At 52.1% G+C, this 12,667-nt stretch carries 15 protein-coding genes and 1 pseudogene; 11 read left to right on the top strand and 5 right to left on the bottom strand.

Going from position 1 to position 12,667, the window contains the following annotated elements; translation table 11 throughout:
- Nucleotides 1–257: 257 nt before the first annotated feature.
- Nucleotides 258–785, top strand: a complete 528-nt coding sequence (locus RMS95_RS07345) for a hypothetical protein (protein WP_310644920.1) — start codon at nucleotides 258–260, stop codon at nucleotides 783–785.
- Here RMS95_RS07345 and RMS95_RS07340 read toward each other — a convergent pair.
- From RMS95_RS07340 to RMS95_RS07330, 3 genes are all read right to left on the bottom strand, one after another.
- Entirely contained in the window at nucleotides 782–1,354 is a 573-nt protein-coding gene (locus tag RMS95_RS07340; RefSeq protein WP_310644918.1) for a site-specific integrase, read from the bottom strand. The two genes, RMS95_RS07345 and RMS95_RS07340, sit on opposite strands and share 4 nt — an antisense overlap.
- Before the next feature lie 262 nt (nucleotides 1,355–1,616).
- Nucleotides 1,617–1,907, bottom strand: a complete 291-nt coding sequence (locus RMS95_RS07335) for a hypothetical protein (RefSeq protein WP_310644916.1) — start codon at nucleotides 1,905–1,907, stop codon at nucleotides 1,617–1,619.
- Between the two features lie 280 nt (nucleotides 1,908–2,187).
- A complete protein-coding gene (locus tag RMS95_RS07330; RefSeq protein WP_310644914.1) occupies nucleotides 2,188–2,508 on the bottom strand; it encodes a hypothetical protein in 321 nt (106 codons plus the stop codon).
- On the opposite strand from RMS95_RS07330, the gene RMS95_RS07325 reads away from it, so the two are divergent.
- Nucleotides 2,507–2,782, top strand: a complete 276-nt coding sequence (locus tag RMS95_RS07325) for a hypothetical protein (protein WP_310644912.1) — start codon at nucleotides 2,507–2,509, stop codon at nucleotides 2,780–2,782. The two genes, RMS95_RS07330 and RMS95_RS07325, sit on opposite strands and share 2 nt — an antisense overlap.
- Before the next feature lie 107 nt (nucleotides 2,783–2,889).
- Entirely contained in the window at nucleotides 2,890–3,336 is a 447-nt protein-coding gene (locus RMS95_RS07320) for a DUF6641 family protein (protein WP_310644910.1), read from the top strand.
- An 8-nt stretch (nucleotides 3,337–3,344) separates the two neighbouring features.
- Here RMS95_RS07320 and RMS95_RS07315 read toward each other — a convergent pair whose 3' ends face one another.
- A complete protein-coding gene (locus tag RMS95_RS07315) occupies nucleotides 3,345–4,676 on the bottom strand; it encodes a phage integrase SAM-like domain-containing protein (RefSeq protein WP_310644908.1) in 1,332 nt (443 codons plus the stop codon).
- 273 nt (nucleotides 4,677–4,949) lie between these two features.
- On the opposite strand from RMS95_RS07315, the gene RMS95_RS07310 reads away from it, so the two are divergent.
- The 8 genes from RMS95_RS07310 to htpX all read left to right on the top strand — a co-directional run bounded on the left by RMS95_RS07310 (nucleotide 4,950) and on the right by htpX (nucleotide 12,518).
- Nucleotides 4,950–6,065, top strand: a complete 1,116-nt coding sequence (locus RMS95_RS07310; RefSeq protein ID WP_310644922.1) for a porin — start codon at nucleotides 4,950–4,952, stop codon at nucleotides 6,063–6,065.
- Between the two features lie 151 nt (nucleotides 6,066–6,216).
- Nucleotides 6,217–7,116, top strand: coding sequence for an amino acid ABC transporter substrate-binding protein (locus RMS95_RS07305; RefSeq protein WP_310644906.1), 900 nt, complete (start codon nucleotides 6,217–6,219; stop codon nucleotides 7,114–7,116).
- Nucleotides 7,117–7,135: 19 nt separating this feature from the next.
- Complete coding sequence (locus tag RMS95_RS07300) at nucleotides 7,136–7,870, top strand: amino acid ABC transporter permease (RefSeq protein ID WP_310644904.1); 735 nt, start codon at nucleotides 7,136–7,138, stop codon at nucleotides 7,868–7,870.
- A 2-nt stretch (nucleotides 7,871–7,872) separates the two neighbouring features.
- A complete protein-coding gene (locus RMS95_RS07295) occupies nucleotides 7,873–8,541 on the top strand; it encodes an amino acid ABC transporter permease (RefSeq protein ID WP_310644902.1) in 669 nt (222 codons plus the stop codon).
- Between the two features lie 17 nt (nucleotides 8,542–8,558).
- The gene (locus tag RMS95_RS07290; RefSeq protein ID WP_310644900.1) at nucleotides 8,559–9,296 is read left to right on the top strand and encodes an amino acid ABC transporter ATP-binding protein; all 738 of its coding nucleotides are present in this window, start codon (nucleotides 8,559–8,561) and stop codon (nucleotides 9,294–9,296) included.
- A gap of 363 nt (nucleotides 9,297–9,659) precedes the next feature.
- Nucleotides 9,660–10,691 carry a dihydroorotase gene (gene pyrC / locus RMS95_RS07285; RefSeq protein WP_310644897.1) on the top strand — a complete coding sequence of 344 codons (1,032 nt, stop codon included), beginning with the start codon at nucleotides 9,660–9,662 and terminating at the stop codon, nucleotides 10,689–10,691.
- Nucleotides 10,676–11,512 carry a DUF3025 domain-containing protein gene (locus RMS95_RS07280; protein WP_310644896.1) on the top strand — a complete coding sequence of 279 codons (837 nt, stop codon included), beginning with the start codon at nucleotides 10,676–10,678 and terminating at the stop codon, nucleotides 11,510–11,512. The genes pyrC and RMS95_RS07280 overlap by 16 nt, the downstream gene beginning before the upstream one ends.
- 130 nt (nucleotides 11,513–11,642) lie before the next feature.
- Nucleotides 11,643–12,518 carry a protease HtpX gene (gene htpX, locus RMS95_RS07275; RefSeq protein WP_310644894.1) on the top strand — a complete coding sequence of 292 codons (876 nt, stop codon included), beginning with the start codon at nucleotides 11,643–11,645 and terminating at the stop codon, nucleotides 12,516–12,518.
- Between the two features lie 19 nt (nucleotides 12,519–12,537).
- On the opposite strand, the pseudogene RMS95_RS07270 reads toward htpX, so the two are convergent.
- Nucleotides 12,538–12,667 (bottom strand): annotated as a pseudogene (locus tag RMS95_RS07270) (IS30 family transposase); the annotation flags it as partial.

The following is a 12,667-nucleotide window of genomic DNA, read 5'->3' as shown; positions in this document are numbered from 1 at the left end:
TTTGGTATCGTTCTTCTCGGCTGAGGTGCTTGTACATTGGGCAATTTCGATTTGGCGGTTAAAGCGGCCATGATGCTCTCGCATCCTCAGCCACCTATAACCAGTTCATCTTTGTTGCACTTCGTCCTTGAATCCGCCGTGGCAAGAACATCTCAATTGCAAAGTTAAAACTTGCGTTGACTGCAGATGAGTTTGCGGAGTTCAATGACAGTGTTACATCTGTTGTTGAACGAAGTGAAATCTTGTACGGCGAGCGCATGCCTGAGCAACTCAAGTCCTACAACATCAAACTCAATGCTGCAGACTTGATGTGGGCACGCTACGAAGCGATGTCAACACATGCAGCACATGGCACCAAGCGTAAGATGACACCATCGCAAATTGAAGATCGTGCTGAAAGTTTGTACGAAGATGCACTGGAAAATTTAGAAGAAACGTTTTCCAGTGCAGAACGCGGCGACTGGGGCATGGAAATGATTGACAGGTTGCATCGTTGGATGGACAGGAAAATTGATTTCGACGCAGGATTTAACAGAACGCTTGCACCAGATGTGCATTCAATGCCGCGTGTGCGTGGCAGCGAAAGCAGGTACGCAGAAGACAGTGGATTACCCAAGTTGAGCAAACGCATTAAGCGTCAACTCTGTGCATTGCATTCGTTGTTGGTTGCGTGCTGCGAAATTGCATTTGAAGTTCCGTATCCGCAACCTAATGTGGCGAGTGCTACACAAACTCAGGAATTGAAAAGCAAGTTGGCAGACTTGCTGAAAAAAATTAAGACTTAAACCAACTCAACTGCCTTGCGTTTCATGTCGTCGTGTACGGTGATGTAACGCTGTGTTGTGGCGATAGATTTGTGTCCCGCCAAACTTGCAAGCACAAACACGCTGATGCCCTGCGATGCAAGTGAGGTCAAAAATGTCTTTCTTCCACTGTGGCTGCTAGCGCCTTTGATGCCAGCGTTCTTGTACATCCAATAAAAGTACTGTGTCAAAGTGTTGGCGCTGAACGAACAACGTGGACCGCGATGAGTTGGAAACAACGTCTGCGTGCTATCAATCCATTTGCGTGATGCAATGTAGTCAGCCAATTCCTGTTGCAACTTGCTGTTCAAGTACACGGTGCGTGCATGATTGTGCTTGACACGCTCTGCCGCAAAAAACACTTCGCTACGTACTGTGCCATCAGCATCACGCACATCGCCAAGTGTCAAGCACGCAACCTCTCCAACACGCAAACCCGCCATTGCGGTTAGCAAAAACATGATGCGATTGCGTTTCGCATTTGTGTTCTGTGCAATGTAGTCAAGTGCTTTTGTAATTTCTGCGGGCGTTAGTGATTTTGCTGTTGCCATAATTTTCTCCAAATATGTTGCGTGCAATTAGTGTGTGCTCTTTGACGCTGGTTGAGCAAGAGAAGTACGGCAAGTTGGCGGGTTATACGTGATTTGTTTAATTTCAATGACTTACGCTGCCGTGAACGGAGTTTGCGTATTCTCTTTGGTCTTGTATTTATTGCGGCAACATGTGCAGTGTGGGTTTTTGAACACGACTGCATTAAACACGCTACACGCTGTCGTTTGCGTAGTCAGCATCGTCACACGCACGCAGACAAATTTAAAACGCTTGTGTGCGTGATTTGAGGTGTTGCTGTGCATTTGCTGTTGCAAATTCGCTCTTGCAAATTGCAGTCGTAGCATCAATTGCTTTTGGGCTTTGGAACTCTGGCAGTATGAAAGTATTAAGAGCGAACTGACGTTCGCTTGTGCTGCACAAAACACTCATCGCTGCTCGCTCTGTGTTTTGTTTGCACTGGATTTTTAATTGATTTGAAGTAGTAGAAGTCGAACGCAACGCTTGCGTTGTGTGAGATGTATTCGGTTCATTTAGATAGATTCGAATGGTCATGCGACGGCTATACGCTGGTTGAACCAAAACGCATAACCGTCGCCGTGTGTTTCATTTGAGTGAGTTCCAACGTACCACACGACTGCAATGGAGTTTGACGCAAGACGAATGTATTGAAACTTGCAATCTGCAACATGTGCAGCAACTCTGCGGCTTTCACTTTAAACACATGTCATTGCAGCAACATGTGAAGTGCGGGGTCATTAGCCGTCATATTCCAACCCGCGTTTTTGCTATTTTTTCCCGAGTAACTTACTCGTGTGTTTGTCTAAGTGATGCCTTAATGTGAGCCTGAGTTTTTTCTTTTCGTCAACTTTGCAAGTTTGCGTTGAGCTTGTTTTGTGATGTTCAAAACTTTGAAGCATTGAGCTTGCGTGATCTTGTCACGCTTGCTGCTTCGTGCTGCACGCAGAAAGTTGTTCAGTACTGCTGCTTGGTTTTGTTCTAAAAGTGAGCCATGATTTCGAAGTGTTGTAGTTGCAAGGCTTTGAGCTTGGAAAAGCTCTGTTGTGCCTACGTAAATTTGGTTGATGCCAATGCCCTTGCTTTTGAGCCATGCATTAGTCTTGTTCGTGTCTTTGATATTTTTGAATTTACTCATGCAAATATTTATCATCGACAAAAGAAATCGTAAAAAATCAGCCCCAAATCTTTGGGGTTTATATGGTTTCGATAAATACTGCATGCGCCTAAAAGAATTCGCCACTCAAACCAAAACACCAGAGCAGTTACGCATTGACTCACTCAAAGTTACCAAAGACCGTGCTGCACAAGCAGTTGCAGCAGAACGTCAGCGCCAGCAAATCGCCAAAGCACAGAAGAAGTTGTCAGCAGTGCTGCATCCACAAATCAAATCCGTTACACCTAAGCTGTAATTCGCTGTTTTCCATAACCCGCCAAAATTTCGGGTTTCAGGTTGTCCAAGCGCCAGCATGATCACAAAATTACCTGTGCTTTATCAAACAACTGAAAGGAAAAGCACATGTCTACTTCCGCACTCGCAACACTCAAACTCACCACTGCACGCAAACCACGTGCTTTGCCAGATGTCGTCAAACGCCGCAACAAATTGCTGAACAAGCTGAACGAACAGCGTGAACTTGCTTTGGCGCAACTTGAAGGGCGCATGTACATGCCAAAGCGTTTGCGTACTTTGCGTGACGCTGCGACTGGTGAACGCACGGTGCGTGAAATGCCTGTTCGCATCAAAGCATGGTGGTGGACGGGTGAAAAGAACGAAACCTTGCTCAGCGTTTTTTATGGCAGCAAAACACTGGAACTTGCTAAAGGTAAAACAGCAATCGAAATTGCAGACAGCAAGCAATTGGTGTCTGCGCTTGATACGGTGATTGCTGCAACACAAAACGCAGAACTGGATGTGCTGATTGAAGCCGCCAGCGTCAAATTGCGTGACGGGTTTAAAAAGTAATCCGCTTGTTACTTGGCACGCGGGCGACGACTTTGCAGCATGGCAATGTTTTGTTCGCCCGTTACCGTACTGGCGTAATGGTTGTTGATCACTTCCACGCTGGTGCGTGCGTTGCGTGCCAAAGTGATCAAGTCAATGCCTTGCCCGTACAACAAACGAAACGTGATGGCACTGTGGCGCAAGCTGTACAAACTGCGGGGTTTGCCGTTTGGGTTTAACTTGTGGCCTGTGTGTTCTAGCACCCAATTGAACATGACGCTCACAATCAGCATGGCGTAGGTACGATCTTTGATTGCAGGCAGGAACAAATAATCATCTGCACCGCACATGTCGAGCGGAGCGTAATGCTTGCAAATCTCGTTGTAAATCTGCACAGCAGGGCGCAATGTAACAACGGGTGCGTTGTGCAGCTTGGTTTCTGGCAGCGTCAATCGCAAGTAAGTGTTGTCACCACGTATCAACTCAACATGTTTGTGTTGCAGTTTCTTAATGTCACCTGGCCTTGTGAAGCTGTTGACCATAAAACAAATCAGCCAATCCAAATCAGCTGGCATGATGTTGTGTGCATGGCGCAGACTGTATTGTTCTCGCAGTATTTGCAGCGAGCTTGGGTGTGATGTGCCTTGCAAACGGCGTGCGGCTCTGCGTATTTCCCAATACTCAGTCACAGTAAATGCACCGCGTGAAGCAATCTTAATTTTGACTTTGGGAAACTCAGGCAACGAATCAAGCAAACCAATGCGAACGGCTTGCTGTAATACTTTTCGCACCGTCAGCAAGTAGTTGCTAACACTGCTGGTGCTCATGTTCTTGCTCAGGTACTGCGAGAAAGAAAGCAAACATTTGTAATCAACATCTGCTGCTGTAAGTTGAGCAAAGCGAGGCAGTACGTGAGCATCTAAGCGGTTACGAAACATTCGCAAACTACCAACCCCCAATTCGCCACGTTCAACACGAGCCTGTTCGTTTGCGTAAACCTGTGCAGCGACTGCTCCAAATTTAAAAAGTGCTGGCGCTTGAACTAGGTGTTTGGTGTCAGCGCCCCCAGTTGATGTATGTTCGACGCGAATGTGTTGTTGAACAAGCAGGTTTTCATAAAACCAACGTGCAAATCGCTGTGCGTGTTTGAGTGATGTGGTCTTTGTTGTTCGCCTGTGTGTGCGTCCCGCAACAAAGCATCGCACTTGCCAAAACTTGCTTGCTGCAATTTTGAACACCACAAGTTTGTTGGGATAACCTGCAACTGCTGTAATGGTGTTTGGTATTGGAACGGTGCGTTCACGCTTGTGCAGTTGCTCGTTGGCCGCATCAACAGCGTAGTTGGAAATTTGGGTCAGCATCGCTCAAGCGTAATGTTGTACACCGCAAATTGCGACCTACGTTTCACAGCGCCAGCAAACCATGCGGTTGCATTTGTGCAGTGTTCCTGCCATGTCTTTGCCAATCTTGCCAACGTGTAAAACAGACATGTGAATGTTGTTTTGATGCGAGCAAAGTTGTAAATCACAGTCCGTACAACTTGCAACACAACGGTGCTGGAAATATCAAAGCAGAGTCAACGCACACTGTCGATACCTTCAAGCACCTTCGATCAAAATTAAACCCTCGTTGCTATCGCAGCACTCGCCGCATTCGGCGCACAAGCTCAATCTTCTGTTCAGTTGGACGGTATTGCTGACGCTGGCTACCAAGCCATCAACTACAAAGGCAATTCTGTTACTGGCTTCCAAGGTAACGGCTCTAGCACCTCTCAGCTGAACATCCGCGGTACTGAAGACCTCGGCGGCGGCTTGAAAGCCAACTTCCGTATCGAAACAGATTGGAGCCTGGTGTCTAACAACGCCAACCAAGGCGCGAAAAGCACTCCTTTGGCCTTGGCTACTGGCGGTTCGTACGCTGCTGCTAATGACGGCACATTGAACAACGGTTCTACATTCGGTAACGGCGAACTGCGCGTTGGTTTGTCTGGTGCCTTCGGCTCGGTGGACTTCGGTGCCATCAACCAAAACGGTTTGAACGCTATCGCTTTGGGCCAACCTTTCGGTACAGCCATCGGTGGTGGTTACGGTTCCGTGATCCGCGTGAACGCTGCCGGTTCTGCTGTGCGTGAAGACCAATCTTTCCGCTACAACACACCAACCATCTCAGGCTTCACTGGTACTTTCTTGAAGTCCAACAAGCAAACCAAAGCAGTTGACAGCACAACCGTGCAACAAACCAGCTTCAGCACTTCTTTGGGCGCTTACGACAAGCAAGGCGTGCAAGAAATTGGCGTGACATACACCAACGGCCCATTGGCTGCTAACTTCAACACTGCCAAGTTTGATTCAGTCGGCGTTGCTACTGGCACAACCGACCAGAAAGTGAACACTTTGGCTGCTGCTTACACCATGGGCGCTGCTAAGTTCATGTTCTTGAACCAAACCAACAAGAAGTCTGACGGCTCAGTTGACACTGGTTACACATCCTTGGCTGCTACATACACCATGGGTCAAACCGTGTTGATGGCTAACGTCGGTGGTTTGAAGATCAATGCTGCTACAAACAACGGCAAAAAGTCTGACATCATCGGCCTCGGCGCTGATTACAACTTGAGCAAAACAACTGCTCTGTACGCCCGCTACGAGTCGATCGACGACAAGGCTGGCGTGATCGCTGCTGCTGCGACTATCGACGGTACAGACACAAAGCGTACACGTACAGCTTTGGGCGTTCGCGTCGGCTTCTAATCCCCAAACTGGCTTAGCCAGTTAAGGATTTAAAAAGTCTAAAACCCCATCACTCGCAAGAGTGGTGGGGTTTTCTCATTCAGGGATTTCCCTTTGCATGCCTTCTCTAGAATGCAGCACACACTTTCACTCAATTCCATTTGGAGCACTCATGAAAAAGCAGTTCGTTACCTTGGCCGTAGCCACCCTGTTGGCTGGCACCGCCTTTGCGCAAGCCAACGACACTCTCGCCAAAGTCAAAGCCGCAGGCAGCATCACCATGGGTGTGCGCGACTCTTCAGGCGCTTTGTCTTACACCTTGGGTGACGGCAAGTATGTGGGCTACCACGTTGAGATCTGCCAGCGCATCATTGCCAACGTTGAAAAGGCTGCGGGCAAAAAGCTGGACGTGAAATACACGCCTGTGACGTCTCAAAACCGCATTCCTTTGGTGGAAAACGGCACGGTCGACATCGAGTGCGGCTCCACCACCAACAACGAAGCCCGTCAAAAGCAAGTGGCTTTCGCCTACACCACCTACGTGGAAGAAGTGCGCATTGCCGTGCGCGCCAATTCGGGCATCACCTCTATCGCGCAGTTGAACGGCAAGAACGTGGCCACCACCACAGGCACGACCTCTGTGCAGCTGTTGCGCAAGAACGAGCGCGCAACGGGCGTTGACTTCAAAGAAGTGTTCGGCAAAGACCACGCAGACAGTTTCTTGTTGCTCGAATCAGGCCGCGCTGATGCGTTCGTGATGGATGGCCAAATCTTGGCTGGCAACATCGCCAACTCAAAGAACCCCACAGAATTCAAACAAGTGGGCGAAGTGTTGAACGTGGAGCCTATCGCCATCATGTTCCGCAAGGACGATCCAGCGTTCAAGAAGTTGGCTGACGAAACCATTGCTGGTTTGGCCAAGTCAGGCGAGCTCGCCAAGCTGTACGACAAGTGGTTCGTCCAAGCCATTCCTCCCAAGAACATCAAGCTCGGCATGCCTGCCAGCGATGCCAACAAGGCCGCTTGGACGAACTTGAACGACAAGCCTGTCGAAACCTACGCCAAAAAGTAATTGAAATAAGGCAACACGCATGACACTCGATTGGCAGGTTTTTCTTGAAGACGACGGCGGGGGACGAACCTACCTCGAGTGGATGTTTGAGGCCTGGGGCTGGACGCTTTCAGTCGCAGGCAGTGCCTGGGTCGTGGCCATGGTGTCAGGGTGCCTGATTGGCATCTTGCGCACCTTGCCACAAGACACGCGTTTGAACGTGTGGCTGACCCGATTTGCCAACGTGTGGGTGGAGCTGTTTCGCAACATTCCCGTGTTGGTCCAAATTTTTCTTTGGTACTTCGTGCTGCCCAAGGTCTTTCCGGCCATGCAGCAAGTGCCTGGGTTTGTGTTGGTGGTGTTGGGCCTAGGCTTTTTCACTTCCTCACGCGTGGCCGAAATGCTGCGCGCTGGTATTCAAGCCATGCCGCGCGGCCAGCGTTATGCGGCCATGGCCATGGGCTTTACCACGTGGCAAACCTACCGCTATGTGTTGCTGCCCATCGCGTTTCGCACCATTTGGCCGCCACTCACCAGCGAGTCAATGAACTTGCTCAAAAACTCATCGGTGGCCTTTGCCGTGTCGATTGCCGAACTCACCATGTATGCCATGCAAGTGCAAGAAGAAACCTCACGCGGCATTGAGGTCTACTTGGCCGTCACGGCGCTGTACACCGTGTCTGCCTTTGCTGTGAACCGTGTGATGGCCCTGGTCGAACGCCGCATGCAAATCCCTGGCCTGGTGGTCGCGGGCAATGTCGGCGGGGGGCACTGACCATGAGCGCACTCGATTTTTCTTTTGTCGATTGGGACATCTTCAGCAAGTTTGTCTTGAAGGGCATGTTGTTCAGTGTGCAGCTGACCCTCGTGGCCACGATCGGTGGCATCGTGTTTGGCACCCTCTTGGCGCTCATGCGCTTGTCGGGACGCAAAGTGCTAGAGCTGCCGGCCGTTGTCTATGTGAACGGCATGCGCTCCATCCCTTTGGTGATGGTGATTCTGTGGTTCTTCTTGCTGATCCCGTTTTTGATTGGCCGCTCCATCGGCGCGGAGCTGTCTGCCACCATCACGTTCGTGGCTTTTGAGGCCGCGTATTTCAGCGAGATCATGCGTGCCGGCATTCAGTCCATCCCGCGTGGTCAAGTGATGGCGGGTCAAGCCTTGGGCATGACCTACGGTCAAAACATGCGCCTCATTGTGTTGCCCCAAGCCTTTCGCAACATGATCCCTGTGTTGCTGACGCAAACCATCATCTTGTTCCAAGACACCTCGCTGGTCTATGCCATTGGTGCGTACGACTTGCTCAAGGGCTTTGTGACGGCAGGCAAGATTTATGGCCGCGTGGAAGAGGTCTACATCTTGGCCGCCTTGGCGTATTTCGTGATTTGTTTTGGCCTCTCGGCCCTCGTGCGTCGCTTGCAAGCGCGCATTGCCATCATTCGCTGAGAGCATTGGAGTTTGCTGTGATTGAATTAAAAAATGTTTCCAAGTGGTACGGCCCTGTGCAGGTGCTGAACAACTGTTCTACCAACATCCAAAAGGGCGAAGTGGTGGTGGTCTGCGGTCCCTCGGGCTCGGGCAAATCCACCCTCATCAAAACCATCAACGCCTTGGAGCCCTTCCAACAAGGTGAGATTTTTGTAGACGGCATTGCCGTTCACGGCAAAGACACCGACTTGCCCAAACTGCGTAGCCGTGTGGGCATGGTGTTTCAGCACTTTGAGCTGTTCCCACATTTGTCGGTGACCGAAAACCTGACCATCGCGCAACAAAAAGTCTTGGGCCGCAGCGAAGAAGAAGCCCGCGCACATGGCTTGAAATACTTGGAGCGCGTGGGCCTGATGGCCCACAAAGACAAATTCCCCGGTCAGCTCTCTGGTGGCCAGCAACAGCGCGTGGCGATTGCCCGTGCCTTGAGCATGGACCCCATCGTGATGCTGTTTGACGAGCCGACCTCCGCACTCGACCCCGAGATGGTGGGCGAAGTGTTGGATGTGATGGTGGACTTAGCCAACGAAGGCATGACCATGATGTGCGTGACCCACGAAATGGGCTTCGCCCGCAAAGTCGGCAGCCGCGTGATCTTCATGGACGTCGGCGGCAAGGTCTTGGAAGATTGCTCGAAAGACGAGTTCTTCAACCACCCCGAAAACCGCCAGCCACGCACCAAAGAGTTCTTGAACAAGATTTTGGCGCACTGAATTTCAATTGGGGTCAGATCCTAATTAATTGGGCTGTTGTGTGCTCGTGAAGGTTTCGGCCGTAGAGGGTTGCGCGGCTTGGGTCCGGCGGCTTCCTCATAATGGGTACATCAAATCGTCAGCCGCCGCACCCAAGCCGCGCAACTGATTAAGTTTGGGGTATCTCGGTCGAGCATGTTTGCGTGAGCTGGTAATCGTTATGGCTGCAACGTTGCTTCACCAACCGTCTTCACTGAATTTTTGCCTGCCGCAGTCTGTGGGTAGAGATCTTGGGCAGGTGACGATTTTAGGTACCCCTCATGAGGAACCGGCCCAAGGGCTCTACCCACAGCGAGCTCAGAAAAACAGAAGACAATCATCACCATGACGCAACAAATCACCATCACAAGACCCGACGACTGGCACCTGCACGTGCGCGATGGCGCTGCACTCAACACCGTGGTGCCACACACCGCCGCAGAATTTGGCCGCGCCATCATCATGCCCAACCTCAAGCCACCCGTCACCACGGCGGCGCAAGCGCTTGCGTACAAGCAACGCATCTTGGCCGCTGTTCCGAAGGGTATGAGCTTCGAGCCTTTGATGACGCTCTACCTCACCGACAACCTGCCCGCCGACGAAATTGCGCGTGCCAAAGACGCAGGCGTGGTCGCCGCCAAGCTTTACCCAGCCGGTGCCACCACCAACAGCGACGCCGGCGTGACCGACTTGCGCAAGACCTACAAAACACTCGAAGCCATGCAAAAGGCGGGTATGTTGTTGTTGGTGCATGGTGAAGTCACCAGCAGTGACATCGACTTGTTTGACCGTGAAGCCGTGTTCATCGACACACAGCTGATTCCGCTGCGCAAAGATTTCCCTGAACTCAAAATTGTGTTCGAGCACATCACCACCGCTGAAGCCGCCCAATACGTGGCCGAGAGCGACCCGTACACAGGCGCGACCGTCACCGCGCACCACTTGCTCTACAACCGCAACGCCATCTTCACGGGGGGCATTCGCCCGCATTACTACTGCTTGCCCGTGTTGAAACGCGAGACACACCGCCAAGCCTTGGTCAAAGCGGCCACCAGTGGCTCGGCCAAGTTCTTTTTGGGCACAGACAGTGCGCCACACCCTGCGCACCTCAAAGAGCACGCCACGGGTTGTGCCGGTTGCTACACCGCGCACGCGGCCATGCCCATGTATGCCGAAGCGTTTGACAACGCGGGCGCGCTCGACAAACTCGAAGGTTTCGCCAGTTTTCACGGTGCAGATTTCTATGGTTTGCCACGCAACACGGGTACGCTCACCCTGCGCAAAGAAAGCTGGACACCGCCCGAGAGCTTTGCGTTTGGTGAAGCCGATTTGAAGCCCTTGCGTTCTGGCGAGGCCTTGCCTTGGCGCGTGATTTAAGCCCCAAGACTGAAGGCTTTGCAGGCGCTGTTTTAGCTGAGATTGATTGGGCCCAACCGTGGTTTGCACCATGGCGTGAACTCGGTGAGCCCACGGCACACCGAGCGCTACAACATGAGAACGTGGCCGAAGCACTGAACACGACCCGTGCTGGCCTCGCACTCGGTGGTGTCAGCGACGTCAAGTTTGTCCCCCAGTCAGCGCTGCCCGAAGGCCGCGCCTACGAAGACTTCATTTTCAAAACCGCCCAAGTGCCCACGCGTGATGGGCTGCACGACTTCTTCAACGGCCTGTGTTGGCACCGCTTTCCGCTGGCGAAACGTCGCCTGAATCAACTGCAAGCGGCAGAGATTGACGCCCAAGGCATTCGCCACACACGCGGTCCTGTACGCGATGCGCTCACGCTGTTCGATGAAAACGTGATCCTCATGCATGCACCCGATGCGGTGTGGGCGGCCTTGCAGGCACGCGACTGGCTCAAGCTCTTTGTGGACTTGCGGGAGCAGTGGCAACACGTGCACCTCGTGCTGTTTGGCCATGCCTTGTTGGAGAAGCTCGTCACGCCGTACAAATCGATCACGGCGCATGTGTATCACGTGGCGAATGCTGTCAATCCGCACGACGAAGCCGCACTGGACGCGTGGCTGGTGCAAGACCTGCAGCCCGCCAAGCTCGCCACCAAACCCTACGAGCCCTTGCCCATTTTGGGCGTGCCCAACTGGTGGCCTGACAACGCTGAGCGTGCCTATTACGAAGATGTGAATGTCTTTCGTCCCAAGCGCGAAGTGGTTGCAAAAACCTCCCAGACGACCGCGACATAAAGTGCCAAAAATGCGCCTGACTTTGCCTAGTTTTTGTGTGGATTTTTGACGCTCTTGTATTGAATTTCGAGCGTTCGCCCCTACCATTCAATGCCTGCGGTCCTTTGTATTCACCGCTGAAAAGGAAACCATGAAACGCATTCTTCTGTTCGTCCTCACCAACCTCGCCGTCATGGTGGTGCTGGGGGTCGTCGCCAGTTTGCTCGGCGTCAACCGCTTCCTCACCGCCAACGGTTTGAACCTGTCGGCCTTGCTGGGCTTTTCGCTCATCATGGGTTTTGGTGGCGCCATCATTTCGCTTTTGATGAGCAAGCCCATGGCCAAGTGGAGCACGGGCGCGCACGTCATCAACCAGCCCGCCAACCAAGACGAAGCGTGGTTGGTCAGCGTAGTTCAGCGCTTGTCTGAGCGCGCTGGCATCACCATGCCCGAAGTGGCGATTTACGAAGGCGAGCCCAATGCGTTTGCCACCGGCGCATTCAAAAACTCAGCCTTGGTGGCTGTGTCCACCGGTTTGCTGCAAGGCATGACCAAAGAGGAAATTGAAGCCGTGTTGGGCCATGAGATTGCCCACGTGGCCAATGGCGACATGGTCACGCTCACGCTCATCCAAGGCGTGCTCAACACCTTTGTGGTGTTTTTGAGCCGCGTCATCGGCTACTTTGTGGACGGTATGTTACGCAGCAAAGACGACGAATCCACTGGTCCTGGCATGGGCTACTACATCACCAGCTTTGTGCTCGACATCGTGCTTGGCTTTGTGGCCAGCATGATCGTGGCCTGGTTCAGCCGCTACCGCGAATTCCGTGCTGACGAAGGCTCTGCCAAGCTCTTGGGCAACAAGCAACCCATGATCAACGCCTTGGCCCGCTTGAACAGCATGCAAGCGGGCGCATTGCCTGCCAGCGTGGCGGCGATGGGCATCACCGGTGGTTTGGGCAAGTTGTTTGCTTCGCACCCACCGCTGGAAGAGCGCATTGCGGCTTTGCAACATACCCAAGCTTGAATGTTTTGAGAAGGCGGATTCAAGGACGAAGTGCAACACGCTTTAACGAGGCATGGAATACCTCGTGAGGTGTCTTGAATCCTAGTCGCTTTCTGGGGCGATGATTCAATCGGTTTTCAATCATAGTCAATTCCTCATCCGTCACGGTT

Origin of the sequence: Limnohabitans sp., assembly GCF_031539175.1 — a bacterium.
In the GTDB taxonomy this organism is placed as follows: Bacteria; Pseudomonadota; Gammaproteobacteria; order Burkholderiales; family Burkholderiaceae_C; genus Limnohabitans.
The sequence above is the reverse complement of the archived record's forward strand: the minus strand, read 5'-3'. Positions and strand labels throughout refer to the sequence as shown.